Below are 26835 nucleotides of genomic sequence, written 5' to 3'. Positions count from 1 at the left end.
AAACTATAACTTCCTCCAGTTTTGTCCTCATTATTCCCAATAGTTTTCCCAGTTCTGTGCAACTGACTTCTCCAGCTTTTCCATGTAAGCATAGGTTTTAATCTTGACCATCCATATATCCTTGCCACCTTTCACCCCTTTACAAACAACACCTTCATTCACTTCATATTTTCCTTGTCGAACATCTTCTACAAATCTACCTGTTAGCTTGCCTTTATAGACAACATGAGCAGAGTTTAAGTGGCCAAAGTCAGCGATAAACTGTTCTGGCCCTATCATCCCAAATGGTTCAGCCCATACATCAAATAATTTCAGATCCTTAGGATCATTAGCTTTATGTAAACCAGCAAATGAGTTAGTTCCTAAAAACTCTGTAAATACCTTAAAATCATCGAAAGATTGATAGTTTGAGTGTTCAAGAAATATTTTTTCAATTTGATCTGCTAAATCTTTAAAGAAAATTGGCACACATTCTTTTAGATGCTTATGAGCAAAAGTGAATTTTTCAATGCCATGAGAATCTAGGTTAAACATATCACGACGAGTTCCAAAACCATGCCAGCCGAATTCTCGCTCCCAATCCCAGTGCAAATTAGTTCCATCATATTTCTCAAAGGCAATACAGCGACCACTAGGAGAGTTGCGGCTATCAGGAATTTTGGGATAGTGTAGCATTTTTTAAATCTAATTGAAAGTTTTGTAGGATGGGTAGCATGATGTCATTATAATTTTACATCTCCACCAGCAACTCTCCACGAGTGTTAAATGAATGCAACACTGACACGCTCACTTTACTTTGGGAGTAGAACTGACAGATACTTGAGGATATCCGTTTTAGCCATAACAAATTTTACACTTATGGGAATTCTGGATTATGACTTCTACTCCCTATATTGCAATGCCAAATTCTCCTTCCGACGAAGAACTTCAACAAACCCTTCGCAATTACCTCGAAAACTGGGCGAAGGAAAATCTGCCAGAGTTTAGCGAACTCAGCGAAGATACCTCGGCTGAAACCCTTGAAGAAATTACTAAATCCCTTGAGCAACTAGCCGATACTGAATTTGAAGCCATCACTCAAGACGCTACTGGCGAATTCATTGATGCTATCGAAGCCACCTTTCAAGACTGGGCAAAAACGGCTCGCGAGGAACTTGATCCCGACGGTGCAGGAAACCAACTCATTTATAAAGCCATGCTCAACTTCTTTGAAGCTGATGATTGGCCCCTTGTTGAAGACGAAGATGAACCCATCCTATACATGAACTTCCAGGGTGAAAATGGTCAATGGCACTGTCTTGCTAAGGCGAGAGAAGCAGAAGACCAATGTGTATTTTACTCCTTATATCCTGAAGCCGTTCCTGAAGATAAACGCTCAACCCTTGCCGAATTTCTCACCCGCGCCAACTATGGCATGATTCTCGGCAATTTTGAACTTGATTTCGATGACGGTGAAATTCGCTACAAAACCAGCATAGACGTTGAGGGAGATAGGCTCACCCCTACCTTGGTGCAAAATCTTGTCTACACCAATGTCATGACAATGGATCAATATCTCCCTGGTATTCTGGCTATCCTAGAACAGAATTTAACCGCCAAAGATGCGCTTGAGCTGGTTGAGAAACAACTCGAAACCCATGAATAACCATCGTCATAAGAAAGCTAATCAAGGTAGTGGTATGTTTGTAGTGAGGACTTTAGTCCTCTTTTCTTCAGCGCTTCTCTCGCCTACAACAAACAGGATTTTATCAAGTTATGTCTCTTGATTAAACGAATTCACCCGTCGCAAATCTAATGTCAACGGATACTCCGGACTCAATGATAATGGTGGAATCGAAATTATTCCCGGTGTATGATCCTGGGGAATAAATCGTTCCAACATCCGGGACTCCGCTTCTCGGTGATTAACGGGAAACTTATCATAAACGATGCCATTGGGATGATTAACAGAATAGCGACATCCGCCAATTGACCGTTGAGTCCAAGTATCTACAATGTCAAAGACTAATGGGGAATGAGAATTAATCGAAGGATGCAATAACGCCGCATATTCCCTGGCGCGGAAGCGTACCCCACCCACATAGTCTCCCGGTATTCCGGTAGACTTTAATGGCACTGGATAACCATTACAAGTCACCTGATAACGAGATGAAAAATTATCTGGATTGGGGGAATGTCCCATCGCTCCTCGCAATCTTACCTGTATCCGTTCCATGGAAGAATCCACATAACGAGCGGTTCCACCAGTACCCGTTTCTTCCCCTAAAACGTGCCAGGGTTCGATCGCGTGTCGTAATTCTAACTCTATTCCCTCTCGGCTAATCTCGCCATACTGGGGGAACCGGAACTCAAAAAACGGCTCAAACCACTCCAATTTAAACGGATACCCCGCCTCCTGTAACTCGCGGATCACCTGCCGCAAATCCTCGCCAATGTAGTACGGTAACAGAAAGCGATCGTGCAACCTCGTACCCCAGCGAATTAAGTTCTGGGTATAGGGATGCTCCCAAAACCATGCCACCAGCGCCCGAATTAGCAGCATTTGGAGTAAACTCATTCTCATATTAGGGGGCATGGCAAACGCCCGAAATTCTAATAATCCCAACTGATTGCGGTAATTTTCTACCGGATACAGCTTATCAATACAGAAAGCGCTGCGGTGAGTATTCCCCGTTACATCAACTAAGAGATTCCGTAACAGTCTGTCTACTAATTCTGGCGCTACATCTTCACCCGGCTGTAACGTTTGAAAGGCAATCTCTAACTCATACAAACTCTCATGTCGTGCCTCATCCACACGGGGCGATTGACTGGTGGGTCCGACAAATAACCCTGCAAACAAATAAGATAAACTGGGATGATTTTGCCAATAACTAATCAAACTCCTGAGTAAATCCGGACGCCGCAATAAGGGACTCTCTAAGGGCGTTTTGCCGCCAATCGTAATATGGGCACCGCCCCCTGTACTTACCCGCCGTCCATCTAAAGTATATTTTTCAGTTCCCAGACGACAAAGCCGCGCCTCTTCGTGCAGAGTTGTGGTAATTTCAACCAATTCTTGCCAATTTCCGGCTGGATGAATATTCGCCTCAATCACACCTGGATCAGGGGTAATTTGAAACCCTTCAATTCCCCCATTACCGGGAGGGGTATACCCTTCAATTAATACTGGAGTTTTTACCTTTGCCGCTGTTTCTTCAATCGCGGTGATTAAATCTAAGAAACTTCGCGCCGAAGTCAAAGGCGGTAGAAAAATATGCAAAATTCCTTGCCTAGCTTCTACACCTAAGCCAATCCGAATCGTATTATCATGTGAGTCAATAAATTCTGGACTGGGGCGGGCTGGATTCGCCTCCAAGGGGACAATTCCTTCCTGTACCAATTCCTCGGACCAATCAATAGAATTTAGGGGTAAACGGAATCCGGCGGGAGAATCACCAACCAGAAGATTCAGCCTCTCATCAGGAAATCGCCAATGACAGGTACTCCAATACAATTGCTCATCTTTTAATACCGGTAATATTGGTAAAACATACCCACCAATGTCCCCTTCATATTCATAGGCGGGAATAATACAGTCAGGATTAACACCTAAATGTTTCGCTAACGCCTGAATAAATATCTCCCCCTGTTTGGCTGTATGTCCATAATCCTTCCCTTCCTCTGCATACCACTCTCGATTCCGCCAAATCGGAGTACCATCACTGCGCCAGTAGCATCCTAATGCCCATCGGGGTAAAATCTCACCCGGATACCATTTTCCTAACCCATAATGCAGTAATCCCCCTCCTTTAGAAAACCGGGCTTCCAAACGTTTGAGTAACTGTCCGGCAATTTTGCGTTTCTCGTCACCGAGGGCGGCAATTTGCCATTGGGGAGATTCAAAATCGTCAATGGAGACAAAGGTGGGTTCACCTCCCATGGTTAAGCCCACACCTGCACGGTGTAGGGTTTCGTCTACGGCTTTACCTAAACTATCAATCTGTTGCCATTGGGCTTCTGTATAGGGTTTACTGGGGCTGGCGATGTTCTCATGGCGCGATACCTTCACCGCAAACTCTAACTGAGACGGGCAGGGTTCACTTGTACCCCTCACCGGAGACGCCGCCTCTGGGGTTGGAGTACAGACGAGGGGAATATGTCCTTCCGCTGCTAAGTACCCGGATGTGGGATCTAAACCAATCCAACCAGCGCCGGGAAGATAGACTTCTGCCCAAGCGTGAAAATCGGCACAATCGGCTTCGATGCCTGGGGGTCCATCAACAGGGGGATTGTCTGCTTTGAGTTGAATCAGATAGCCGGAAACAAATCGCGCCGCTAAACCATAATGTCGCAAGATTTGCACCAGTAACCAGGCGGTATCGCGACAAGAACCGACTTTTTTGGTCAGGGTTTCTTCGCAGGATTGAATCCCAGTTTCTAACCGGATAGTATGAGTAATATCTTGGGCAAGCTGTTGATTAATTGCCCCTAAAAATCCGGTAATGTAGATGTCATTTTTTCGATTTTCTTCTACCCAATCAGATAAGAGTTTTCCTGATTCGCTGATGTCTAGGAAGGGACTCAGTTCTTTTTGGAGTTGGGGATCATAGTTAAAGGGATAGCGTTCAGCATACTGTTCAACTAAGAAATTGAAGGGATTAATCGGTTGCAGTTGGGCAATAATATCGACTTCAATCGCGAGAGTATCGGTAGGCTTGGGGAAATTCAACCGGGCGAGGCGGTTCCCGTAGGGGTCATTTTGCCAGGTTAAATTATGCTCTTGAGGCTGGATGGTTAGAGAATAACTTTGAATGGGTGTGCGACAGTGAGGGGATGGATGTAATCCTAGGGTATGAGGACCTAGAATAATGGGGCGCTCGAAGTGATAAGCAAGTTGATGATTTAGGCTAACTTTAATGGGCATTGGTCATCCTTTTGTCATTCGTCATTTGTCATTTGTCATTCGTCATTTGTCATTCGTTATGCCTGTTGTCTCATCCCAACCGTCAACATTAGTTTTGTCCGACTACTTATGTTAAGGCGTAGGTTGGATTAGAGTTTGGAAGCAAACCAGATTTTGTTGGGTTGAGCGAAGTCGAAATCCAACCTACACAATGGCAAGATCTGAGTTAAATCCAACCGACTGGATTGACACACCTAAAATGGTGGATTAGCTTTGTCGATTTTATGGGCGCACGCTATGCGCCCCTACGGTTTCTGAATGGAAGTTGTAGGTTGGGTTGACGCAAGGAAACCCAACGGAATCTAATCCACCGAATTAGCTATGCTACACCACGATGACTTGACAATCGATGGTGTACCTTGTTCGAGTTTCTTCGATCGCCGTTAATTTAGCTGATGTCCGCAACTTGAACAAAAGCGAGCGCTAGGCGTCAGAGATGAGCCGCATTGAGGGCAAAACCGTTTACTGCTTTGCGCTGAAGACGACGATGACGCGGGTGATCCCGATCCCATCCGCATTTCCATATTGCCCATCCGCATTTCCATGGGGTTCATGTTCATTTGCATGTCTCCCATATTCATCGGCTTCATCGGTTCCATGGGTTTCATTGGTTCCATGGGCTTCATCGGTTCCATTGAAGGCATGGATGAAGCGGGGGTGCTATCGACTTGCTGCACTTGCATTTGTTGGGAACTAGACGGAGTTCCACTGGTTACGCTCATGCTGCTTCCTTGCACTTGGATAAAATGATCTCCTTGCGCTGTAGAAATCTTTAACACCACACCGTTAGGCGTGCGGAATACCTCCGGCGGTGATGTCCAGTTTCCGGTTTGAAACCCGTTACTGGCTTGTTGCTGCTGTCCTGGACTCCCACTGAGGGTGGTGACAACTGTCTGTGTTCCTTGATTATCGAGGTAAACTCTGTGGCCCGTGCCTATCTCGCATACGTAAGCCATAATAACCTCTCCCAAAAAATTCTCCTTATATCATTATTCAGGGGAAAGGCACCATTGGTGAAACTTCTTAACAATTGTGTTAGATCACATCCCATCAGTCAGTCAGCAGGGGTGAGGATCGTCATTCGTCATTTGTCAGGGAACAGGGAACAGGCAATAGGCAATGGGCAATAGGCAATAGGTAAGGTAGAGCTTTGAGTTAACTTACTCATCTCCCCCAGCTTCCCTAGCTTCCCCAGCGCCCTCAGCTTCCTCAGCTCCCTCTTCTCCCCTCCTCAGTGCGAATCTCCAAGCGGAACCTCACTTGCGTTTCTGGGAAACTACCCCATGTAATGCCACAGTCGAGGTGGTGCGATCGGCGAAAATTGGCTTCTGGGTTCCCAGCATTTCCAGAATCATCTGGAAGTTCTTGGCATCTAAATCAGCGGTGCGTTCTTGTTCACCATCAGCATAAGTAAACCAAAAGTGACCTTTGTTTTCCAGAGATTTCCACAATGCCTGATAGCTGGTAATTCGTTTCATCCCACCTGCTTCATATCATTTCCTTTTTTTCACCTCCCCCATCTTGTCTATCTCTGTTCCAATTATGCCCATGCTCCAGTCTGGATATCATTGTCGGGCCAATGTACGGCAACAGCAGATGTGGAGTGATCGCCAAAAATCGGCTTCTCTGTATCTAAGATATCGAGCATGATTCGGAAATTGTCTGCATCTAAATCTTCTGTGCGTTCTCTGTCGCCATCAAAATAGGTAAACCAAAAGTGACCTTTATTATCCAGGGGTCTCCACAGTGCCTGATAACTGGTAATCCGTCTCATTTGCATTTCAGGTTTTTTCATATCTGGCTGACTTTGAGTGCTTTTACTTTCCATCGTTGACAGATGCCCCTGTTGCGTTTTAGTTCTAATTATGTACTTATGTTTCGATTTTACGCTAAAGTACCCTGAAACGGAATCACCTAAATCTACCCCTACTTTCCCCCTATTCCAGACGCTTCAACAACATGTTTGAAAAACTGCTCTCCTCGTGCTCCCCTCTCTCAAGCTTCCCCAATAGCTGATACCAAGTTGCAGTCTAACGTAGAATCTGTCATGCTGAGCAGAACGCAGTGAAACGGAGTGACGCGAAGCATCTATCCAGATTCTTCGCTTCGCTCAGAATGACATGATAGAACGCAACTCGGTATGAGGAGGCGATTGAAATCGCGGAACCACACAAACAAAGCTATGGGAAGGGCGCATCGCTATGCGCCCCTACGTGTCGGATTTATGTTGATGAATTACGCCCCGTACTTGCGTAATCGTCCCGCATGTGCCAACGCTAACCCGATCAACTGCACTCCAGGACGCAATCCTAACATCCCCCGCCCACAAGCATATTCATCAAATGTTGCGACATCATCCACTTTGGCATATTTACTATGAATCATCACGGGGACAGGATGCCAACTGTGTTGTCCCATTACCGCCGGGGTGGAATGATCCGCACTCACGACTAACACATCAGGATTAAGTTCAGTAACTAACGGTAAAAGCTGATCCACTTCTTCAATGACTTTTACCTTACCCTCGAAGTTACTATCTTCTCCCTTACTATCGGAATGCTTAACATGGAGGAAATAGAAGTTGTACTTTTCCCCATAAACCTCTTGCAGCGCTTGAAACCGTTGTTTCATGCCACCGGGACGCGGGACAACATCCATGCCGATTAAGCGACTCACGCCGCGATACATGGGATAATCAGCCACACAAACCCCATCAAGTTTAAAGCGATCGCGGATGGCTGGCAAGGGTTGATAGCGTTCAAACCCACGCATTAAAATCCCAGTAGCTTGGTCTTCATCGGCTAAAACCTGCTGTACCTGATCAATAAACGATCGCACCAACTCGGCGGTTTTCTTGGAGTCTTCTGATTCAGGCGTCGGATCTTTAGCGGGAACGCCTGTGGTTTGCGGATCAGTATCCGGTAAATTTCCCCCTAATCCCTGACCCCGTAACACAAATACCGCCCGGTGTTCGCTGACGGTTTCAAAGAAATAGTCCCCTTCAAAATCCAAGCTAACCTTGTCTCGAATCTTTTCACAAAGACGGCGATTCACCTCCGTCGCAATTCGACCCGCCCGTCTATCGGAAACATTACCCTGTTTATCAATCGTGGCAAAATTCACCCGCGCTGCGATATCATTTTCCTTGAGGTCAAACTCGATTCCCAATGCCGATAAAACACCGCGACCCACATTGTATTTCAGGGGGTCATAACCAAATAAAGACAAATGACCCGGACCACTACCCGGTGTAATTCCTGGACCAACAATTTCCAATAGACCACAACTCGATTCTTTTGCCAATTGGTCTAAATTCGGTGTCTGGGCGACTTGTAATTCCGTCCCGCCTTTATCTAGATCGGACAATCCGCCCACCCCATCTAGAATTAAATAAACAATCTTACCACCCTGTTGCCAAGCTAAGTCTTCCCAAACTGTACTGATATCCATAATAATTAGTTTCCCTCAAGCGTCCCTCACTGGCATTGTTAACTGAATGCAGCAAAACAGGCAATTCAACTTAAGGTAGAAACTTTTTCAATTGGGAATTTTGAAGTCTTACAGACCAATTTGTTTACTATACCAACGCTCTCCAATCTATCTACCTTAAGGTAGATATTATTTTTTTCTTTGGGTAGAAGTCAAACGAAGTAATCACCGTTAAGCTTCTTTTAGCTCAATCAAGCAAATCGTGCCATTTTCTGCCAAATTTGGGAGTTAAGACAACCCAGCAGCCTGGCTCTCCCGTACATAAGGTGATAAATTTTCCTTATATGTGTAGCGATTGGCTTGATTTGAAGAAAACCTAGCTTAATCGCTTAATTAGTTGGGTTTCCTTCGTCAACCCAACCTACAAGCATTACACCGTGCTGTCACCGACGTGACTGTCGATGTAACCGACGACTTGGGCGCTAGAGTCTCTCCTTATGTTGGCGCTGGAATCGCTATCTCTACAGGAGATGACAGTTCAGTGGATTTGCTGGCTACGGGAGGTGTGGATGTACCGTTGACGACTCAAGTGACAGCAACGGCTTCCTTAAATATCTCGCTGTTTGACAACCCGGCTGTGGGATTGTTGTTGGGAGTCGGTTATAACTTCCAATAATTGTCAGGGTTGATGGTTCAGGGCATACCAACCTGTTAGATGCCAAGTTGTTGAATGCTACCTTAAAAAATGCCAGTCTACTGAATGCCAACCTAGGGCGTGCCAACCTAGAGAATGCCAACTTGAAGAATGTCAACCTGGAGAATACTTTCCTAAGAGATGCCAACCTAAAGCGTGCCAATCTAGAGGATGCCAACTTAAAGAATGGTAATTTAGGTAATGCCAATCTAAAAGATGCCAACTTAGATAGGGCTAACTTAGAGGATGCCAACCTAGAGGATGCAATTATGCCCGATATAACCAAACATCCATAGACTTGGCGAAGAAGATACTTGAGGAATAGGGTTTACAATTGCGTAAATCTGTTCAGCGACGGTCATAATCGGGTTATCGGGAAGGTGCTGTTTAGCTTTATTTTAGCGATAGCTTGTATAGTAGGCATTATCTGTAAAATACAATCAATAGTACCAGAACGCCGCCGCGATCGCATCCCCTGCTGTGAGTCTTCTGCTCAGCAGGAGTTGTATGATTTAAGATAGAGGAGAATTATAATGACTCGCCCTCCTACCTTAAAGTCTTGACAAGTTTCAGGTAATATTTCATACTTAACGACAAGCATTAAGCTGCATCTATGTAATGCCTACAGTTCTTCAGGTTGGTCCTTACAGTTTTATCTTTTTCAGCTCTGATCGGGGTGAACCTGCTCACATTCACGTTAAGCGAGATAGGCAAATTGCAATATTTTGGCTGGAACCTATTTCTTTAGAAAAGAATCGGGGCTTTAAGGAACACGAGTTGAATCAAATTGCTAAGAAGAAAGGAAGAATATCAAGCTGTGTTGTTGGATGCGTGGCATGACTACTTTAACACTTGAGATAGAACCATTTGCTAGCCAAATTAGCGTCACTGATGAGCGGCTAATTGTAGACTTAGCTGATGGTCGAAGTCTCAGCGTTCCCTTAGCTTGGTATCCACGTTTGATATATGCTTCACCCACAGAACGGCAAAACTGGCAATTACTAGGTGATGGCTACGCGATCGAGTGGACTGATTTAGACGAACATATTGGAATTGAGGGGTTATTGGCAGGTAGACGCAGTGGTGAAAGTCAGCAATCACTTGAGCGTTGGTTGGCTACACGCAGTAGCTCTGCTAGTTAACACCAAATTCGCTAAAGAACTACGTAAAATACAATCAATAGTACAAGCAAATCAACAAACACGCCTGCTCCCAGAGCATCCTTGGCTAATAGCTAAGATGAATTCTGAGGCGATCGCACGCCGCACTCTCCACAATTCCCCAAGTTGGGTTGGCATCATTTTATCAGATATTGGGTATCCTAATATTAAGCCAACTTACGCTGATAGAGGTATGGCGTACCGCATCGAATACTCACCGGAATCAGAGACACATCTACAATATCTAACGGCTCGACAGCAGGCAATTGTCTTGGATACTGTCGATGAGCAACTGATGTATCAACCGACAGTTGAGACAAAAAACCGAAAGCTAATGCGCCCTAATCCCCTTGCTCCTTGGGAACTTCGCATTGGTAATTTGCGCGTCTATTATGATATAGAAGAGGAGCCTGACGCCGTTGTATATATCAATGCTGTCGGCATCAAGGAACGCAATCAAGTTCGTATCGCTGGGGAGATTTATGACCTATGAAAATCGTGGAAATTGGACAGGCAAACGCAACACTGGCTGAATATACCTCTGAGCTAGCTGAGGAACCCGTTATTATTACTAGCAACGGTCAACCTATTGCCGCTTTGATTACATTAGAAAACGTCGATATGGAGACGATTTCACTGAGTACCAATCCTCAATTTATTGAATTAATTGAGCGTTCACGGGAACGTCGTCGCGCTGAGGGAGGAATTTCTAGCACAGAAATGCGGCGTAGACTGGGATTGAGTAATGAAGATAGTTTTTAGTTACATAAGCCATATATCATCCACCAGCCCAAACACCATCCTTATCCGGAATGCCAGACAATCTAAAAAATATCAATCTTGCTTGACTGCCCCCATAATCGCTAATTAAAATATAAACAAGTAAAATTTTTTAGGGAGACTAGCGAGGTATGAGTTCAGTTGCTGACCAATTAGCTAATAGTCCGATTGAACGGTGGGTTAAGAAAGTCGAGTTTGTTAGTTCTGCTAATCTTGAAGACATAGAGGGCAGTGCATCGGGTGTGTATACTTTTAATGAACTGGTTGAAGTTACAGACAGAGAACAACTGGCGAAACGCTCTAAGCCCTCCTATCATTGGCAACCTGACGCTCATGAAAGATGGTGGCGTATTTGGTTTAAGGGAACCTTGGCAAATTCCCAAATATCACTATCATCGGCTTCAGTCATACCCTCAAATTGAACATGACTAGAATCTGGGAAAATATCTGCAAGCCGAGTCACCAGTTTACGGCTTAGGTTTTGGTCAAACAATAGCTTCAAATATCACCTACCACAGCAATAATACGACGTTCCCGATCAGCCGCAAATGCCAAACACGCTCGGATATCTTCCTCTGTTAACTCCGGGAAATCATCTAAGATTTCTGTATGGGACATTCCCGCCGCCAACCAGCCCAATACATCATACACGGTAATCCGCATTCGTCTAATACAAGGCTTCCCGCCGCGCTTGCCCGGTTCAATGGTGATGATGTTTCGATAACTCATGACTCAGTTAGATTGAGTAGTCTTGATTATCTCAGTTTATCCCAAAACAGTACCCAATCAAGTACCCAATCAATAAACCTAAGTTGGGTTGGCAACCCCTAATCAGATGTTGGATATCCCATATAATCTTTTGTTAGCTGTTTGATAGTGCTATATAACCTAGACTCTATTACCGTAATACGTCATCAAATACCTAGCCGTTTACGGGCTTCTAACAGCGATAATCGTTTAGTTGAACCTGAACGGCGTGCTAAAAATTCCATGAATTCCTGATTTTGACGTAACGCCTCGACTTCAGCCGCAAAATCATCTACAGCGGATAAAACAAACTCCGTCCCATCGGGTTTTATCAGGATAAGAGTATCTTGTTCCGCCAGTTCAATTAACTCGACGACTGTTAAATTAGATTGAGCCAGTTCAATTGTTTTCATAACTTGACTTCCTGACCTCGAATATAAAGTTTGTTATGCTCTTTGTATCCTACGGCAACTACATTGACTATTACAGTTTCCTGAATTACATCATAAAAGACTCGGTAGTTAGCGACCCTTAATTCCCAATTGAACTTGGAACCCGGTCGAAGCGGCTTACGATTCCGAGTTTCTTGCAAAGGTTGATCAGCAAGTTGACGTTCAACTGCATCAAGAATAGTCACTCGCGTAGCCTTATCAAAATACTCCAAATCTTCAATTGCCTCTTCAGTAATTTCAATCGTGAACTTCATTGACTTACTATAGATACTGGAGTCATATCTATCACCCACTAAATTCTTATCTTATACTATCGCCCCAAAAACCTCTGCGTCCCTCTGCGTAAACCTCTGCGCCCCTCTGCGTTAAAAAAACACATCGCTTCCCAGGAACAAAACCCCAACAACAACCCGACGTCTCATCCGAAATCTAGAAACCTGCGAAAGTCCGGGCGGGTTTAGTCACATCTGGGTGCAACCGAAAAGATAATCGTAAAACCCGCCCCTACAGAGGCGTACCGTAAACAGCAAAAACAACGCCCCCTCACAACCAATGGCAGAGGCAACGCTAAGATCATCAAGGACAATTACCCGCCATTGCCCTCATGTCTGATCCAACCCCGATCGCCTCCAACCCAACCCCATCCCTGAATGGAAACCAACCCCCCAGCCAAAACACCATCCGCATCCGGGGTGCCAGACAACATAACCTAAAAAACATTAACCTCGATCTCCCGCGCGATCGCTTAATCGTATTCACAGGCGTCTCTGGTTCCGGTAAATCCTCCCTCGCCTTTGATACCATCTTCGCTGAAGGACAACGCCGCTACGTCGAATCCCTCAGCGCTTACGCCCGTCAATTCCTGGGACAACTGGATAAACCCGACGTAGACGCCATTGAAGGCTTAAGCCCCGCCATCTCCATTGACCAAAAATCCACATCCAATAATCCCCGTTCCACTGTGGGTACAGTTACCGAGATTTACGACTACCTGCGCCTATTATTTGGTCGCGCCGGAGAACCCCACTGTCCAATCTGCGATCGCAACATCGCCCCCCAAACCATTGACCAAATGTGCGATCGCGTCATGGAACTTCCCGATCGCACCAAGTTCCATATCCTCGCCCCTGTTGTTCGAGGCAAAAAAGGCACACACAAGAAGCTACTCTCCAGTTTAGCCGCCGAAGGATTTGTTCGCGTCCGCGTCGATGGCGTGATCCAAACTCTTTCTGATCCAATTGAGTTGGATAAAAATTATACCCACACCATTGAAGTGGTGATTGACCGCCTAATTAAAAAGCCAGGACTCCAGGAACGTTTAACCGACTCCCTGGCAACTTGTCTTAAGCTTAGCAGTGGAATTGCGGTAATTCAGGTATTAAATGATTCAACCGCCGTCCCACCCGACTCAAAGTCTATACCGACTGACGAAAAAAATACAAGGTCTTCCGAACAACAAATCCCCCAAGAAATCGTCTTTTCAGAAAACTTTGCTTGTCCCGAACATGGCGCGGTGATGGAGGAATTATCTCCTAGACTCTTTTCCTTTAACTCTCCCTATGGCGCTTGTCCTCACTGTCACGGATTAGGCAATTTACGCACCTTTTCCCCCGAACTCGTTGTCCCCGAACCCAGCCAACCGATATACTGTGCGATCGCGCCTTGGTCGGATCGAGATAATTCCTATTACTTGTCCCTGCTTTACAATATCGGACAAGCTTATGGCTTTGAACTGGGAACACCCTGGCAGAAACTGAACCCGGAACAGAAACAGGTAATTCTCTACGGGGCGGATAATCCGATTTGGATCGAAGAATATAACGATTACCGTCGTTATCGGGGGGTACTTCCGATTTTGCAAAAGCAATATGACGAAACTAATTCCGATACTTATAAACAGAAATTAGAGCAATATTTAGTCGATCAACCCTGTGAAGTATGTAAAGGGAAACGATTAAAGCCAGAAACCTTAGCGGTACGGCTAGGACAGTATCGGATTACCGATTTAATAGAGGTTTCCATTGGCGAAAGTCGCCAACGGATTGACCAATTAAATCTATCATCCCGTCAGGCAAAAATAGGTGAACTTGCCCTCAAAGAAATTAAGGCACGATTGCAATTTCTCTTAGATGTCGGCTTAGATTATCTCACCCTAGATCGGGCAGCGATGACTCTTTCTGGTGGAGAAGCCCAGCGAATTCGTCTGGCGACTCAGATTGGTGCAGGATTGACAGGGGTTTTGTATGTATTAGATGAACCGAGTATTGGCTTACATCAACGAGATAATGGACGGTTATTAGCAACTTTGCAGAAATTACGGGATTTAGGAAATACCTTAATTGTGGTGGAACATGATGAAGAAACCATTCGCACCGCTGATTGTATTATTGATATTGGTCCCAAAGCGGGAGTTCATGGGGGCGAAATTGTGGTTCAGGGGAATTTAGGGGAATTACTCAATAGTGAAACCTCGTTAACAGGAGCCTATTTATCCGGACGCCAGAGAATTGAAACCCCAGGAGAACGGCGGGAAGGTAATGGGCGTTTATTGGCTCTCAAAAATGCCCACCGAAATAACCTCAAACATATTGATGTAGAGATTCATTTAGGTAAGTTGGTTTGCATTACTGGGGTTTCCGGTTCCGGGAAATCTACGTTAGTGAATGAACTCCTTTATCCAGCGTTGCAACATCACCTGAGTCGAAAGATACCGTTTCCCAAAGAGTTAGGTAAAGTTAAGGGATTGAATGGCGTAGATAAAGCGATTGTCATTGATCAATCCCCAATTGGTAGAACTCCGCGTTCTAATCCCGCCACCTATACTGGGGTATTTGATGTGATTCGCGGACTCTTTGCTGAAACCATCGAAGCCAAAGCCAGAGGCTATAAAGCTGGACGGTTTTCATTTAACGTGAAAGGGGGACGCTGCGAAGCCTGTGGCGGACAGGGCGTGAATGTGATTGAAATGAATTTTCTCCCCGATGTTTATGTGCAATGTGAGGTTTGCAAAGGCGCAAGATATAACCGAGAAACCTTGCAGGTGAAATATAAGGGATATTCAATTGCTGATGTTTTAAATATGACAGTGGAGGAGGCGCTGGAGGTATTTAAGAATATCCCGCGTGCGGTGAATCGTTTACAAACTCTCGTGGATGTAGGGTTAGGCTATGTGCATTTAGGACAACCTGCACCCACGTTATCCGGGGGAGAAGCGCAACGGGTAAAATTGGCGACGGAGTTATCGCGACGGGCGACAGGAAAGACGTTGTATTTAATTGATGAACCGACAACGGGGTTATCGTTTTATGATGTGCATCATTTATTAAATGTGTTGCAGCGATTGGTGGATAAGGGGAATTCGGTGTTGGTAATTGAGCATAATTTAGATGTGATTCGTTCTAGCGATTGGGTAATTGATTTAGGTCCTGAAGGGGGCGATAAAGGCGGAGAAGTGATTGCGGTGGGGACGCCAGAGGATGTGGCGGAGAATGAAAAATCATATACGGGTATGTATTTAAAGGAGGTGTTGAAGCAGTATCCGTTGAAAGGGGAAAGTGCTAGTTGTTAGAATTATTCTAGAGTGGTTATGATAAATTACCTGTAAAAAAACAAATAAGGCAAAAGGTACAAAAAAATTGTGGATTGTCAAAATCTTGTATTCTCTAGCCATGCAATTCAGCAGATGTTTCTCCGACGGATTAGCAAGAATGAAGTGCAAGCCGTTGTCGCTTATGGTGAAGTCATTGATCAAAGACCAGATGACACACCTTTCCCCAGTTACCTTTTACTTTACATTGTTGGAGGTCAACCCCTACATGTCGTATTTTCTTACGATGAATCGACAGATACAGGATACGTTGTAACCGCTTATATCCCTGACCCCAGAATTTGGCAAGATGATTTTAGGACAAGGAGGTAAATACTGATGATATGTGTCATTTGTAAGCATGGTGAAACCCAGCCTGGTATCGTGACGGTCACGTTACAGCGAAATGAATGTATTGTAATTCTCAAAGGTGTACCAGCAGATGTTTGTGATAATTGCGGGGAATATTATTTGAGTGATACGGTTACTGAGCAAGTATTACAACGTGCCGAAATAGCTATTAACAATGGTGCTGAGGTAGAAATACTGCGTTACACGGCGTAGAATCAATCTAATCAAGGAATATCATGATAGATCAATTTGTAAAGGATAAAAATTCAGTATTTTTTACTGAAATAGAAAAAATTAACCAAGCATTGGCTAAAGCTGTGCAAGATGCTTTGCTAAAACACAAACAAGCGGGTAATCCAGTGGCTATTTGGCGTGATGGGAAAGTTGTCTGGATACCTCCAGAGGAAATTTTAGCAAAGGAAAATAAACTGTAATTATCTCCGTACATCACTACTGTTGACTGAATGCAGAAATAATTTAATATGAACAACGAGCATCAAACACGGGTAGAACACTTTGCAGCCCTTAAGTCTAAGTACAAAGCCACCGACTATGAAAACTCATCCCCCGCGAGTCTGTTGTATCTCATCCTACGAAAAGCTGACTTGGGAATTGAGATCATTGAGAGAGAGCGAAATTGGCTCATAGAACATAAACTTTCGGAAACACTTGAAGCTATTCGGAAGGAACACACACAGAGAGAAAAAGAACTTAGAAAACTAGAACGTGAATTTTACAAGTTAACATCGAAGTATAAAGCATTAGAGTTACCTGACTCCTGGCAATCCACGCCGCTTTACTTTATACTTAGCCGACTAGAGTCCGAAAATAAGTTAACTAATTCAGAAATTCAATGGCTGAAAAGTTATGGGTATACTGAGACAATTGAATTTGCTCAATAAATGAAACACTTTGCCACATTGAAAGCAAAGTACCAAGCGGCTAAACATCAAGATTCATCACCTGTTAGTCGGCTGTATCGGATCTTAAAACAACTAGATTACCAAGAACAGTTACGTAATTCAGATATTACCTGGCTGAACGAACAAGAGCTATTTGAAACTTTGACAATTTTTCAGCAACAAGAAGCCGCTAAGGAAGCTGAAATTGACCAACTCAAGGATAAGTACCAAGCGATTAAACACCCAGATTCGTCTTTATCCAGTCCGCTGTATCCCCTTCTACAAAATCTTGAAGCATATCAGCAGTTAAGTAAGTCAGAAATAGACTGGCTGGAGGAGCATAAACTAACCGAAACGCTTAATATTGTTCAGCAGTTAGAACAGAAGCAACACTTTGTTGAGCTGAAGGCAAAGTATAAAGCTAGCCAATACGAAGATTCATCACCCTCTAGTCACTTGTACAAAGTCCTAAAAAAACTTGAATTAGAACATCCGCTAGGCGAACCAGATATTAACTTTCTAAAAAAGCGTAAATTGACGGATACAATTACTATTGCTCAAGACAAATACGCAGCGACGCTAAAGTCCAAGATTGAAAGAGGAGAGCAACTGGAGGAGTCAGATGTAGACTGGCTAAAAAATAATGGACGGGAGAATATAATAGCGATCGCGCAAGCTAAACACTTTGCCACTCTCAAGTCTAAGTATAATGTCTCTGACTATCAAGATAAATCTCCCTCTAGCCCCTTATACGCGATTCTGCAAAAACTTGAAAAAGCAGAACGCTTGGAACCAACGGATGTCGCTTGGCTTGAGGAGAATAAAATTAAACGTCGTCAATCGAACTATGGTTATTATGGGTGGCGAGAGGAAGGATATAAACTATTCTCTGGAAAGATTTGGAATACTTACCACAAAAACGATAGCTTGCGCCTACGGTGTTCAGTTTGTGCGATCGCGCATTTTTTTTTGGCATCTTTTGTAGGGGCGGGTTTTACCACAAACTTATGTCACTCACCATTTACCTATATAAACCCGCCCCGCTCCCATCCCAGATGCGACAGGTTTATTGTATTAGTAGGATATCCTAAATGTGAATTAAATCCACCCTGGGAAAGTGCGATCGCGTCTTTTCCTGTCATCTGGGTAGGATTATTTTTTTGCCCGATTGGGGTGGAGAGGGGGCGGGTTTAAATACGTTATTCCCAAAAACCGTTACGTTGGCTGTAAAACCCGCCCCTACAGCATTTATCGCCTTCGGGCAGATCCAGATATCCTGGAGAAGGTGCGATCGCGCATTGTAGGGGCTGGTTTAACTACAAACTTATGTCACTCACCATTTAATTCTATAAACCCGCCCCGATCCTATCCTAGATGTGACAGATTTATTATATTGATAGGATATCCTAAATCTCGGTCAAACCACCCCCTAGATGGACAATGAAATACAATCCTCAGAAACACCATCGCCGTTCGATTCGGTTAAAGGGATATGATTATACCCAAACAGGTGCTTATTTTATCACCGTATGTACATGGCAGCGCCAATGTTTATTGGGTGAGGTAATTAATGGGGAAATGCACCTGAGTCGCTATGGCGAAGCCGTCAACTTCAATTGGAATATCTTACCCAAACGTTACGACGGCGTGCAATTAGATGCTTTCATCATTATGCCCAATCATGTCCATGGGATTATTTTTTTACACGATAGCGGTTGGGAGGGGGCGGGTTTAGATAGGTTATTCCCGAAAACTGTTACGTTGTTGGTAAAAACCGCCCCTACAGAATCTACCATGTCGGGAAAATTCAGCCATCAACCCTCGAAAATTTACGGATTACCGGAAATTGTTCGCGGGTTTAAAACTTTTTCATCTCGTCGCATTAATCAACTTCGTTCCCAATCGAGTATCCCTGTATGGCAACGGGGTTATTATGAACATATCATTCGCCACGAAGAATCATTAACTGCTATTCGTGACTATATCCTGAAAAATCCCTGGGATTGGCAAAACGATGATTTGCATCCTGAGAATCTCCAGAGTTGGGATGAATCTCGTCCTCTGGTATTTGAATTTCAGGGTAAATCTCACACTCAGGTTATTGTCGGGTAGATGTGCGATCGCGTATATTACATACCTCTAAGTGGGATTATTTTTTGCCCGATTGGGGTGGAGAGGGGGCGGGTTTAGATACGTTATTCCCGAAAACCGCTACTTTTTTGGTCAAACCCGCCCCTACAGAATTTATTATGTTGGGTAAACGTGCGATCGCGCTTTCGCTGTTGACCAATTTTGCTCCGGATGAGTAGCCAGTTACCTCGAATCCTATAGTTACGAACATCTACCCGAAGCAATCAGTATTCCACTATGAGTCGTATTCACCCCTATTTTATCCCCGCGATCGCAGGACTGATTATTGCTGGTGTTGGTGGCTGGGGTTGGCTAGCTGCAAATAGTAAGGGAATTCCTGACAATCCCGTCGAAACTTCTTCTGAGTCATCCTCTCCCCCACAAGCAAATCCTGACTTAACCACCTCACTTATCGCCCAACCGGATTCTTCGGTTATCCCGGAGGTGAATCCAGCCTCGACGCCTCAACCCGCCGATGCGGTTGAAACCATAACCCTCAACATTTACCGCACTGATAGCCAATGTGAAACCCTTGTTCCTAAACCCGTTGCTGTTGCAGCAGAAACTCCGGTAACGGCGTCTGTGGGAAATGTTGTCGCCCAAGTGAGTTCGGGGGATTTGGATTTAGCAGGTTATCGCGTGAATCTCGATAACGGTATCGCTACCATCGATTTGCGCTTATCTCCAGATTCCCAGCGTCAATTTGTATCCCTTTCAATGTGTGAACAATTGGCATTATTTGGTGGTATCCGCAAAACTTTGTTAGAAAACCCCCGACTCAATATTAAAAATGTTCGCTTTACAGATAAAGGACAAGACATTGTTTTTTAAGGGTCATTTGTTGAAGATGACTTGCACTTTAATCGGGGCGGGTTTAGTGATATCAGGGTGAAAACCTAATGTTAATGGTAAAACCCGCCCCTACAACAGACGTTCCGCCGGAACGTCTCTACAATTTCTCCCCTATCTCCCTCATCTCCCTATTTCCCCCAACCTCTCCACCCCTCATCCGGCGTCAATCGCTACAATCTAAAAGAATATGAGCATAAGATTACCGTAATTGGCATGATTCCTACAGTTATCGAACAATCGGGTCGCGGTGAACGCGCCTTTGACATCTACTCTCGTCTACTGCGGGAACGGATCGTTTTTCTGGGACAACAGGTTGATTCAGATTTGGCTAACCTAATCGTGGCTCAACTCTTGTTCCTGGAAGCCGATGACCCCGAAAAAGACATTTATCTCTATATCAACTCCCCAGGCGGTTCTGTAACCGCAGGAATGGGGATTTACGATACCATGAATCAAATCCGTCCCGATGTCTGCACCATCTGTGTGGGTTTGGCTGCTAGTATGGGTGCGTTTCTGCTAAGTGCTGGAGCGAAGGGTAAACGGATGAGCTTACCCCATTCCAGAATTATGATTCACCAGCCCTTAGGCGGCGCTCAAGGACAAGCGAGTGATATTGAAATTCAGGCAAAAGAAATTCTGTATCACAAACAACGGCTGAATCAGCTTCTGGCTGAACATACCGATCAACCCCTAGATCGAATTGCCGAAGATACAGAACGGGACTTCTTTATGTCAGCCGAGGAAGCCAAGGACTACCGCTTAATTGATCAAGTGATTAATCGGCGTCCTTCCGCCGCCCGGACTCCCGCGACGGTGGGCTAGCCAATTTAATATTGGCAAGAGTGAAACCATTGGTGTCAACTTAAGGTCGAAAACCAATACTGGTAAGGTTTTCAGATCAGATTCTCTTACTCCCCTCTTGCTCCCCTCTCCCAAGCTTGGGAGAGGGGCTGGGGGTGAGGGCTGGCGTGGGAGAGGGGCTGGGGGTGAGGGCTGGCGTGGGAGAGGGGCTGGGGGTGAGGGCTGGCGTGGGAGAGGGGCTGGGGGTGAGGGCTGGCGTGGGAGAGGGGCTGGGGGTGAGCTCACAAGGGTAGGTTTTTTAAGATTGAGGTTTAGGTAAGACAAGGTAGACAGGTAGACCAGGAAGAGTTTTAACGAAAAATATGACGTTTCAGCTTTTTACAGTTAGTTTGACCGAACACAATTCTGTACGGTTTTTCCCCCTTGTCTTCTTTCCTTCCTTGTCCCCCTTGTCTTGTCTCCACCCTTAAATAAAAAACCTACACCTGTCAGCTGGGGGTGAGGGGTTGAGCTTAAGTTGACACGGATGGAGTGAAACCCGTCCCTACACATCGGTTTGGGCGGGTTTTACACAAACGTTATCATCAACAGCAAGACGAAAGTGACTAAACCCGCCCCTACTTTCCTCAAATCTGATTAGTCGGGTGTGGGTTCTAATTCCAGATGATGCAAGAAATCGAGTAACTCTTCATCGGTTAACAACTGACGCGATCGCTTACCATAAGTTTCGACGAGGTAATCTCGTCCCTGTTGATTCGTCCACCCTAGCCGTTTGAGTTCCACATTGGTTCGGGCAATAATTTCGGAAAAGTCAATGGGTGTTTCAGATTTAGATTGAGTCTGGATATCGGGTTCAGCTTCCTTTTGTGCAGGGGGTGGGGGTGGTGTTGATTCTGGCTCTAACGACGATTGCGTGACTCCCACTGGGCTTGGTGTCTCTTCCTTAAACAGAGGTGTCTCTGATCCTGATATGTCCTCCGTTAAGGAAGGCGGTTCAACTGTCTCAGGAAGCGTTACTGTCGGTTCAGGGGGTGGACTGGGTTTTGTCTTAGAGGGGGAAGATGGTTCAACCGTCTCTGGGAGGGGTTCCGTCGGTTCAGGGGGTGGACTGGGTTTTGCCGATATCGGGTGGGTATCGATTGGAGTAGGACTTGGAGTATCTTCAACCTCAGGTGTTGATACCATCCTTTTTGCCGCAAAAGCGGGAGCAGAGTTAGGAATCGACTCAGGGGATGAGGGAACCTCAGCAGCCGCCACTGACGTTTGGGTGTGGCGATGAGGTGGAGATATTTCGGTGTCCGTAGAACTCTCCCGATCAACCGCTAAAACAGTTATCGCTCGTTGTCTGGCTTGGTCTTCTGCTAGTTCCACCGTTTGAGCCGCCGCTAGACCGGTTGATCGGGTTACGCCATCAATTTCCACACTGACGCGCACAATATACTGACCGTGATCGATGGCTAACAGATCACTGATCAGGCTCCCTTGAGGATAAGAAACTCGGAATTTATTCAATGTAGGATTCATAAAACTTGACTCAACGCAGTACATGGACAGGGTACATTTCGGACAGTTCGCATAGACAGCGACAGTAGTATTAGTACGGTGAGAGCCTGTCTGGACAAACATGTAACATAATGTTACATTTACCCTTAAGGACAGTCCTGTGGCTTGGGAAACTCGCTAGGACAAGAATGGGAAGCGTAAGCCACCCTTTAATTAACGGGGATTTAGTACAAATTTACCAATTCTTTGCGCCTGTTGCACTTCGGCATCACAACAGACATTTAACGCCACAAATGCATAACTTTTGACAGTTGACTTCCAAGGTAGGGGCACGAGAATCTACAATAATGACATACTGTCCCAGTTGACTGTAACTCACCTACTCCGGCAAGGAAGCCCCCATTGTAATCTGTGATTCAACGCGGGGAGGAATTGCCAGTCTGTTAAAGTTTGAATTATACTCATTTTCGTGAGTTTTGGATAAACGTGAAGCAAGTATTGACAATAGTTGTAAGACTTCAACCCACCGAAGAGCAACAAGGGCTGCTCATGGAAACGGCGGGAAGTTTTGCTGCCGCTTGTAACGCGATAAATGCCACAGTTAACCCAAAGCTAACGAATCGAAATTCAATCCAGGCAGTTTGTTACCACGACATCAAAGCCCAATGGGGGCTGACATCAAACCATGTAGTGAGAGCTTGTGCCCGGGTAGCCGCCAATCGCTTAACAGCCAAACACAAAGGCAAAAAAGTGAACGCTTTTAAGCCGACAAGTTTTGACTGTGATGCCAGAACATTTCAGTTTTTCGAGAAAGACTGGACAGTAAGCCTAAGCACGATTGGGAAGCGGGTAAGGTGTCTGCTTCGTGCCAGTAACTACCATCGGAACAAATTGACAGGAAAAAAACCAACCAGCGCCCAAGTTTGCCTGCATCGGGACGGGTATTGGTATGTGCATATACAACTCAAAAGTGAGCCGCCCAAACCGATTAAATCAAACATTGTGATTGGGGTAGACTTGGGACGCAGGGAGATAGCGAAAACCAGTACAGATAAAGGATGGGAGGGAAAGCAACTAAACAAGACCCGATATAAATACACTAGAGTGAGAGCTTCTCTACAAAAGAAAGCAACCCAAGGCACAAGGACAACAAGGCGAAGATGCCGGACTGTCTTGAAACGGTTATCGGGGCGCGAGAGAAGATTTCAGAAATGGATAAACCACAATATCAGTAAATCAATCATAGAAGAAGCAAAGGCATTAAAGTCGGCGGTGGCGATTGAAGACTTAACCGGAATCCGGGAACGAACAAATGAAAAACCCAGGACAAAGAGCGAAAGAAGACGGTCAAATTCCTGGGCATTCTATCAGTTAAGGATATTCCTAGAGTACAAAGGAATAAAAGAAGGGATTGAGATGATCGCCATACCGCCAGCCTATACCAGCCAGACCTGTCATTGTTGCTTGCATATTGGACAGAGAACTAACAAGCAGTTTAAATGCACAAACTTGGTGTGTGGATGGCTAGGGGATGCGGACTTTAATGGAGCAAAAATGATTGAGTTATGGGGCTGTGCAGTAAACCAGCCTGGAGGCTCGGAACTATTGTCCTGTGCAATAGAACCAGGGCTACTAAAAGCCCACACTATACCCGGAAGGGTTGGTGTTGGGTAGTTTACGCATCCTTGCCGCAACGCGATTAAGCGAGCGAAGATCGGCAATTATCCGTAACAGGTCGTGGGTTAATAGGTGTCCGTCAACCTGAAACTGGATAGCTCAAACACTATCCGCTTGATCGCGATCGCGTCAGCAAAAGACGGTTTGATTCTGACAGATCCCATTCTGTCAGGAACCTCTCGGCTTACAGCCGTGGGCTTGAAAAAGCCCATACCTGACGAGCCTAAGACCTACATGGTCTACGTTATGCCCAAGAGTTAAAGTTCCTACCTTGGGGTGTGTGCCAGCCCTAAGCTGCTAGAACTTCAGCATTAAACAGGTGTACAGGGTTAAGCCAGTGTGCTGGAGAAAGTACCGAGGCATAACATTGGCAAGGCAAACGTTACCCCAGTTAAATGGGAGCGCCCTTCACGTGAGCGTATTGCCACTAGGCAAATTCAAGTAAACGCCGGATCAAAGAAAAAGGATTGTTGGATGGAATTTTCAATCGCTACATTACTCTCCAATTTGACCGATGACAAATCAGTCGCCCCCAAAGTTTTAGAGAAGAAACTGGGGTGTCAGGACTCCGAAAGCCTGCAAAAACTCCAGATTGCTCTGGATGTGCTGGAGAAAGTTGGCATTTTGGAAAAAGAACGAGGTCGATATCGACGAGTCTATGAAGAGGATGTGGTTGAAGCCAAACTGCGCTGCTCCAGTAAAGGATTTTGCTTTGCCATTCAAGATGTTGAAGGCGCTGATGATATTTACATTCAAAAGAATCATCTCAGTAGTGCTTGGAATGGCGATCGCGTTTTGGTGAAAGTGACCAAAGAAGGGAGTCGTCGCCGTTCTCCAGAAGGACAGGTACGCTTGATTCTCGAACGAGTGAATCCCTCGGTACTTGCACGAGTCAGACAGGCTGAAGATGGCAGTTATCACGCTGTCCCTCTTGATGACCGCCTGCTCTTTGAACTGAATTTACGACCCAATAGCGCCCCCCTAGAAGAGGCGGTGGAGCATCTGGTTCATGTGCAAGTTCTGCGCTATCCCCTGGGACAAAACCCACCCCTAGGCAAAGTGGCTCGCATTTTGGGAAGTGATGCGGAAGACGCCGCTGATACAGATATTGTCTGTTGTAAACATGACCTCCGCCGCCAGTTCCCCGATTCCGTACTGCAAGCGCTTGAAGCCTTACCCGATTCTCTCCGCAAAACAGACTTAAAAAATCGCCTGGATCTGCGGAAACGACTGACGATGACGATAGAAGACGAGTCCGGCTCCCCAGATAGCGCCATTGTCGAAAATGCCTTGACCTTGGAAAAAACCAAGACCGGAAATTGGCAGGTAGGTATCCATATCGCCGATGTCGCCCATTGGATACCCCTCGATTCACCCCTGGATAGAGAGGCACGAAAGCGAGGAACGGCTGTGTATTTAGGAGATACGGTTCTCCCCCTGCTCCCGGAAAAACTCTTATCTCAGGTGTCTCTAGTACCCGGTGAAGATCGTTTAACCCTGTCAGTACTGCTGACGTTAACGGACTCTGGACAACTGGTTGAATTTGAAATTCACAAGAGTGTCATCCAAGTGGATCACCAACTCAGTTATGAACAGGCACAGGCGTTGTTGGGCGGACATGAAGAGAGCGAACCCGAACTCGCACCGATTGTAGACAAACTCAAAGAACTCTTCTTCAGCTTATCTCCAGCACTCAGAGCCGTGCGACAGCAACGGGGCGCGTTTGAATTGAATGGAACACTGCCCAAAGAAGCCATTGCTCGACCCATTCCCCACAGTAAAGATGAAGGACGCCAAGGGGCGATCATGGTTTCGGGTTCGATGCCCTTGCGATCGCTCTTAGCAGAATTGATGATACTGGCAAATCAAGTTGTAGCGTCCCATTTGCACGCCTTATCCTTGCCAGGGATTTATTGTGTTCATCCCACTCCCGATTTAGAACGACTGGAAGACTTACTCAAGTTAGCCAGCAATCTGGGACTGGATGCCGAGCAATCCTTGGAGGAGGATGTCACGTCCCAAGATTATCAGCGCTTGACCCAACTTTTGGCGAAATCAACGGCGGCTAAAGTTCTGAATCATTTACTTGAGGGAACCTTAAAACCGATCGCCTATGGTTCTAAGCCTGGATTGCACTTTGGTTTAGCCTTGGATACCAGCTATTGCCACGCTATCTCCCCCGTATGGCGCTATGGAGATTTATTTGTCCAACGGGTCTTAGAATACACCTTTAGCGAAGGACGCGATCGCCGTACCACTCGGTCGAAAGATCGGGTCAATCTCCACCACAGTAGCGCCCATGGCAATATTAACTGGAATGTTTTACCCCCTGACACTCAACAGGAGTTAGAAAGTCAATTAAGCACCTTGATTCCCCATCTCAATGACCGGGAAAAACTCACCGAAGATGCGGAGATTGATTTAGAGGGTTTGAAAAAAGCCGAGCAAATGAAAGAACGCACGGGTCATGTCTTCAGTGGATTGATTACAGGTGTGCAATCCTATGGCTTCTTTGTCGAAATTGAAGATTTGTTGGTGGAAGGATTGGTTCATGTCAGTTCCCTGAAAGATGACTGGTATGAATATCGTTCTCGTCATGCTTGTTTAGTCGGTCGCAAAAACCGCACGGCGTATCGATTGGGCGATCATGTCGAAGTTCAAGTCAAGAGTGTGGATTACTACCGTCAACAAATTGACTTGGTAACCGTTAGTGGTGGTAGTGTGGCAAGCAATGAAGATTTAGAGGATTAAATCTTTAGTCATTGGTCATTGGGTATTTTTGAACCGAACAAAAGACAAAGGACTAATGACAAAGGAAAACGGACA

Annotated in this window: 30 protein-coding genes and 1 pseudogene; 20 read left to right on the top strand and 11 right to left on the bottom strand. The window is 45.4% G+C overall.

What is annotated here, in order from left to right; translation table 11 throughout:
* Window positions 1-30 precede the first annotated feature (30 nt).
* Window positions 31-675 carry an RNA ligase family protein gene (locus tag MC7420_RS06755; protein ID WP_006099367.1) on the bottom strand — a complete coding sequence of 215 codons (645 nt, stop codon included), beginning with the start codon at window positions 673-675 and terminating at the stop codon, window positions 31-33.
* Window positions 676-898: 223 nt separating this feature from the next.
* Here MC7420_RS06755 and MC7420_RS37855 point away from each other — a divergent pair, with 223 nt between their 5' ends.
* Window positions 899-1645, top strand: coding sequence for a type III secretion system chaperone family protein (locus MC7420_RS37855; protein ID WP_232231659.1), 747 nt, complete (start codon window positions 899-901; stop codon window positions 1643-1645).
* Between the two features lie 108 nt (window positions 1646-1753).
* Here MC7420_RS37855 and MC7420_RS06745 read toward each other — a convergent pair whose 3' ends face one another.
* From MC7420_RS06745 to MC7420_RS06725, 5 genes are all read right to left on the bottom strand, one after another.
* Window positions 1754-4906, bottom strand: coding sequence for a transglutaminase family protein (locus MC7420_RS06745; RefSeq protein ID WP_006099602.1), 3153 nt, complete (start codon window positions 4904-4906; stop codon window positions 1754-1756).
* 422 nt (window positions 4907-5328) lie between these two features.
* Window positions 5329-5901, bottom strand: a complete 573-nt coding sequence (locus MC7420_RS06740; RefSeq protein WP_006099162.1) for a zinc ribbon domain-containing protein — start codon at window positions 5899-5901, stop codon at window positions 5329-5331.
* A 300-nt stretch (window positions 5902-6201) separates the two neighbouring features.
* Complete coding sequence (locus tag MC7420_RS06735) at window positions 6202-6423, bottom strand: hypothetical protein (RefSeq protein ID WP_006099246.1); 222 nt, start codon at window positions 6421-6423, stop codon at window positions 6202-6204.
* 62 nt (window positions 6424-6485) lie between these two features.
* Window positions 6486-6740 (bottom strand): hypothetical protein, encoded by a 255-nt coding sequence (locus MC7420_RS06730; protein WP_232231658.1) that lies wholly within the window; start codon window positions 6738-6740, stop codon window positions 6486-6488.
* Window positions 6741-7180: 440 nt separating this feature from the next.
* Complete coding sequence (locus tag MC7420_RS06725) at window positions 7181-8395, bottom strand: 2,3-bisphosphoglycerate-independent phosphoglycerate mutase (RefSeq protein ID WP_006099235.1); 1215 nt, start codon at window positions 8393-8395, stop codon at window positions 7181-7183.
* Between the two features lie 376 nt (window positions 8396-8771).
* Between MC7420_RS06725 and MC7420_RS06720 the strand changes: the two genes are divergently transcribed.
* From MC7420_RS06720 to MC7420_RS42330, 7 genes are all read left to right on the top strand, one after another.
* On the top strand, window positions 8772-9050 hold the full coding sequence (locus MC7420_RS06720) for a hypothetical protein (protein ID WP_006099527.1): 279 nt from the start codon (window positions 8772-8774) through the stop codon (window positions 9048-9050).
* Entirely contained in the window at window positions 9047-9364 is a 318-nt protein-coding gene (locus MC7420_RS06715; protein ID WP_044205518.1) for a pentapeptide repeat-containing protein, read from the top strand. The genes MC7420_RS06720 and MC7420_RS06715 overlap by 4 nt, the downstream gene beginning before the upstream one ends.
* 322 nt (window positions 9365-9686) lie before the next feature.
* Window positions 9687-9908 (top strand): DUF4160 domain-containing protein, encoded by a 222-nt coding sequence (locus MC7420_RS06710; RefSeq protein ID WP_232231657.1) that lies wholly within the window; start codon window positions 9687-9689, stop codon window positions 9906-9908.
* A complete protein-coding gene (locus tag MC7420_RS06705; RefSeq protein WP_006099564.1) occupies window positions 9905-10210 on the top strand; it encodes a DUF2442 domain-containing protein in 306 nt (101 codons plus the stop codon). The genes MC7420_RS06710 and MC7420_RS06705 overlap by 4 nt, the downstream gene beginning before the upstream one ends.
* 97 nt (window positions 10211-10307) lie before the next feature.
* Window positions 10308-10721, top strand: a complete 414-nt coding sequence (locus tag MC7420_RS06700; protein ID WP_052307434.1) for a type II toxin-antitoxin system RelE family toxin — start codon at window positions 10308-10310, stop codon at window positions 10719-10721.
* The gene (locus tag MC7420_RS06695; RefSeq protein WP_006099462.1) at window positions 10718-10990 is read left to right on the top strand and encodes a type II toxin-antitoxin system Phd/YefM family antitoxin; all 273 of its coding nucleotides are present in this window, start codon (window positions 10718-10720) and stop codon (window positions 10988-10990) included. Before MC7420_RS06700 ends, MC7420_RS06695 begins: the two co-directional genes overlap by 4 nt.
* Window positions 10991-11139: 149 nt before the next feature.
* The gene (locus MC7420_RS42330; protein ID WP_006099228.1) at window positions 11140-11430 is read left to right on the top strand and encodes a hypothetical protein; all 291 of its coding nucleotides are present in this window, start codon (window positions 11140-11142) and stop codon (window positions 11428-11430) included.
* On the opposite strand, the pseudogene MC7420_RS43755 reads toward MC7420_RS42330, so the two are convergent.
* The 4 genes and pseudogenes from MC7420_RS43755 to MC7420_RS06675 all read right to left on the bottom strand — a co-directional run.
* Window positions 11373-11510, bottom strand: a pseudogene (locus MC7420_RS43755) (DUF5615 family PIN-like protein); the annotation flags it as partial. The gene MC7420_RS42330 and the pseudogene MC7420_RS43755 overlap by 58 nt on opposite strands.
* On the bottom strand, window positions 11507-11737 hold the full coding sequence (locus MC7420_RS06685; protein WP_044205516.1) for a DUF433 domain-containing protein: 231 nt from the start codon (window positions 11735-11737) through the stop codon (window positions 11507-11509). The pseudogene MC7420_RS43755 and the gene MC7420_RS06685, both read right to left, overlap by 4 nt.
* A 185-nt stretch (window positions 11738-11922) precedes the next feature.
* Complete coding sequence (locus tag MC7420_RS06680) at window positions 11923-12168, bottom strand: hypothetical protein (RefSeq protein ID WP_044205515.1); 246 nt, start codon at window positions 12166-12168, stop codon at window positions 11923-11925.
* Entirely contained in the window at window positions 12165-12461 is a 297-nt protein-coding gene (locus MC7420_RS06675) for a type II toxin-antitoxin system RelE family toxin (RefSeq protein WP_006099298.1), read from the bottom strand. The genes MC7420_RS06680 and MC7420_RS06675 overlap by 4 nt, the downstream gene beginning before the upstream one ends.
* 350 nt (window positions 12462-12811) lie before the next feature.
* On the opposite strand from MC7420_RS06675, the gene uvrA reads away from it, so the two are divergent.
* From uvrA to clpP, 10 genes are all read left to right on the top strand, one after another.
* Window positions 12812-15775: an excinuclease ABC subunit UvrA gene (gene uvrA / locus MC7420_RS06670; RefSeq protein WP_006099344.1), complete on the top strand. Its 2964-nt coding sequence runs from the start codon at window positions 12812-12814 to the stop codon at window positions 15773-15775.
* Between the two features lie 69 nt (window positions 15776-15844).
* Window positions 15845-16126, top strand: coding sequence for a DUF4258 domain-containing protein (locus MC7420_RS06665; protein WP_006099519.1), 282 nt, complete (start codon window positions 15845-15847; stop codon window positions 16124-16126).
* 6 nt (window positions 16127-16132) lie between these two features.
* Window positions 16133-16357: a type II toxin-antitoxin system MqsA family antitoxin gene (locus tag MC7420_RS06660; protein WP_044205507.1), complete on the top strand. Its 225-nt coding sequence runs from the start codon at window positions 16133-16135 to the stop codon at window positions 16355-16357.
* Between the two features lie 23 nt (window positions 16358-16380).
* Complete coding sequence (locus MC7420_RS06655) at window positions 16381-16578, top strand: hypothetical protein (protein WP_006099413.1); 198 nt, start codon at window positions 16381-16383, stop codon at window positions 16576-16578.
* Window positions 16579-16626: 48 nt separating this feature from the next.
* The gene (locus MC7420_RS06650; RefSeq protein ID WP_006099439.1) at window positions 16627-17046 is read left to right on the top strand and encodes a hypothetical protein; all 420 of its coding nucleotides are present in this window, start codon (window positions 16627-16629) and stop codon (window positions 17044-17046) included.
* Window positions 17047-18240, top strand: a complete 1194-nt coding sequence (locus MC7420_RS06645; protein ID WP_044205505.1) for a hypothetical protein — start codon at window positions 17047-17049, stop codon at window positions 18238-18240. It abuts the gene before it with no gap.
* A gap of 246 nt (window positions 18241-18486) precedes the next feature.
* Window positions 18487-19158 carry a transposase gene (locus MC7420_RS06640; RefSeq protein ID WP_006099589.1) on the top strand — a complete coding sequence of 224 codons (672 nt, stop codon included), beginning with the start codon at window positions 18487-18489 and terminating at the stop codon, window positions 19156-19158.
* 2 nt (window positions 19159-19160) lie between these two features.
* The gene (locus MC7420_RS41185) at window positions 19161-19355 is read left to right on the top strand and encodes a hypothetical protein (RefSeq protein WP_006099538.1); all 195 of its coding nucleotides are present in this window, start codon (window positions 19161-19163) and stop codon (window positions 19353-19355) included.
* 58 nt (window positions 19356-19413) lie between these two features.
* A complete protein-coding gene (locus MC7420_RS06630) occupies window positions 19414-20007 on the top strand; it encodes a hypothetical protein (RefSeq protein ID WP_006099375.1) in 594 nt (197 codons plus the stop codon).
* A gap of 234 nt (window positions 20008-20241) precedes the next feature.
* Window positions 20242-20850 (top strand): ATP-dependent Clp endopeptidase proteolytic subunit ClpP, encoded by a 609-nt coding sequence (gene clpP, locus MC7420_RS06625; protein WP_006099196.1) that lies wholly within the window; start codon window positions 20242-20244, stop codon window positions 20848-20850.
* Window positions 20851-21465: 615 nt separating this feature from the next.
* Here clpP and MC7420_RS06615 read toward each other — a convergent pair.
* Window positions 21466-22353, bottom strand: a complete 888-nt coding sequence (locus tag MC7420_RS06615) for a hypothetical protein (RefSeq protein ID WP_006099299.1) — start codon at window positions 22351-22353, stop codon at window positions 21466-21468.
* A 477-nt stretch (window positions 22354-22830) separates the two neighbouring features.
* Between MC7420_RS06615 and MC7420_RS06610 the strand changes: the two genes are divergently transcribed.
* Entirely contained in the window at window positions 22831-24006 is a 1176-nt protein-coding gene (locus MC7420_RS06610; protein WP_006099151.1) for an RNA-guided endonuclease InsQ/TnpB family protein, read from the top strand.
* Between the two features lie 477 nt (window positions 24007-24483).
* A complete protein-coding gene (locus MC7420_RS06605) occupies window positions 24484-26760 on the top strand; it encodes a ribonuclease R family protein (protein WP_006099159.1) in 2277 nt (758 codons plus the stop codon).
* Window positions 26761-26835 lie beyond the last annotated feature (75 nt).

It is taken from the genome of Coleofasciculus chthonoplastes PCC 7420 (assembly GCF_000155555.1).
In the GTDB taxonomy this organism is placed as follows: domain Bacteria; phylum Cyanobacteriota; class Cyanobacteriia; order Cyanobacteriales; family Coleofasciculaceae; genus Coleofasciculus; species Coleofasciculus chthonoplastes_A.
The sequence above is the reverse complement of the archived record's forward strand: the minus strand, read 5'-3'. Positions and strand labels throughout refer to the sequence as shown.

Coding starts and splice junctions, on each gene's coding strand:
- MC7420_RS06755 (WP_006099367.1), bottom strand. CDS start 675: ATGCTACACTATCCCAAAATTCCTGATAGCCGCAACTCTCCTAGTGGT.
- MC7420_RS37855 (WP_232231659.1), top strand. CDS start 899: ATGCCAAATTCTCCTTCCGACGAAGAACTTCAACAAACCCTTCGCAAT.
- MC7420_RS06745 (WP_006099602.1), bottom strand. CDS start 4,906: ATGCCCATTAAAGTTAGCCTAAATCATCAACTTGCTTATCACTTCGAG.
- MC7420_RS06740 (WP_006099162.1), bottom strand. CDS start 5,901: ATGGCTTACGTATGCGAGATAGGCACGGGCCACAGAGTTTACCTCGAT.
- MC7420_RS06735 (WP_006099246.1), bottom strand. CDS start 6,423: ATGAAACGAATTACCAGCTATCAGGCATTGTGGAAATCTCTGGAAAAC.
- MC7420_RS06730 (WP_232231658.1), bottom strand. CDS start 6,740: ATGAAAAAACCTGAAATGCAAATGAGACGGATTACCAGTTATCAGGCA.
- MC7420_RS06725 (WP_006099235.1), bottom strand. CDS start 8,395: ATGGATATCAGTACAGTTTGGGAAGACTTAGCTTGGCAACAGGGTGGT.
- MC7420_RS06710 (WP_232231657.1), top strand. CDS start 9,687: ATGCCTACAGTTCTTCAGGTTGGTCCTTACAGTTTTATCTTTTTCAGC.
- MC7420_RS06705 (WP_006099564.1), top strand. CDS start 9,905: ATGACTACTTTAACACTTGAGATAGAACCATTTGCTAGCCAAATTAGC.
- MC7420_RS06700 (WP_052307434.1), top strand. CDS start 10,308: ATGAATTCTGAGGCGATCGCACGCCGCACTCTCCACAATTCCCCAAGT.
- MC7420_RS06695 (WP_006099462.1), top strand. CDS start 10,718: ATGAAAATCGTGGAAATTGGACAGGCAAACGCAACACTGGCTGAATAT.
- MC7420_RS42330 (WP_006099228.1), top strand. CDS start 11,140: ATGAGTTCAGTTGCTGACCAATTAGCTAATAGTCCGATTGAACGGTGG.
- MC7420_RS06685 (WP_044205516.1), bottom strand. CDS start 11,737: ATGAGTTATCGAAACATCATCACCATTGAACCGGGCAAGCGCGGCGGG.
- MC7420_RS06680 (WP_044205515.1), bottom strand. CDS start 12,168: ATGAAAACAATTGAACTGGCTCAATCTAATTTAACAGTCGTCGAGTTA.
- MC7420_RS06675 (WP_006099298.1), bottom strand. CDS start 12,461: ATGAAGTTCACGATTGAAATTACTGAAGAGGCAATTGAAGATTTGGAG.
- uvrA (WP_006099344.1), top strand. CDS start 12,812: ATGTCTGATCCAACCCCGATCGCCTCCAACCCAACCCCATCCCTGAAT.
- MC7420_RS06660 (WP_044205507.1), top strand. CDS start 16,133: ATGATATGTGTCATTTGTAAGCATGGTGAAACCCAGCCTGGTATCGTG.
- MC7420_RS06655 (WP_006099413.1), top strand. CDS start 16,381: ATGATAGATCAATTTGTAAAGGATAAAAATTCAGTATTTTTTACTGAA.
- MC7420_RS06650 (WP_006099439.1), top strand. CDS start 16,627: ATGAACAACGAGCATCAAACACGGGTAGAACACTTTGCAGCCCTTAAG.
- MC7420_RS06645 (WP_044205505.1), top strand. CDS start 17,047: ATGAAACACTTTGCCACATTGAAAGCAAAGTACCAAGCGGCTAAACAT.
- MC7420_RS06640 (WP_006099589.1), top strand. CDS start 18,487: ATGAAATACAATCCTCAGAAACACCATCGCCGTTCGATTCGGTTAAAG.
- MC7420_RS06630 (WP_006099375.1), top strand. CDS start 19,414: ATGAGTCGTATTCACCCCTATTTTATCCCCGCGATCGCAGGACTGATT.
- clpP (WP_006099196.1), top strand. CDS start 20,242: ATGATTCCTACAGTTATCGAACAATCGGGTCGCGGTGAACGCGCCTTT.
- MC7420_RS06615 (WP_006099299.1), bottom strand. CDS start 22,353: ATGAATCCTACATTGAATAAATTCCGAGTTTCTTATCCTCAAGGGAGC.
- MC7420_RS06605 (WP_006099159.1), top strand. CDS start 24,484: ATGGAATTTTCAATCGCTACATTACTCTCCAATTTGACCGATGACAAA.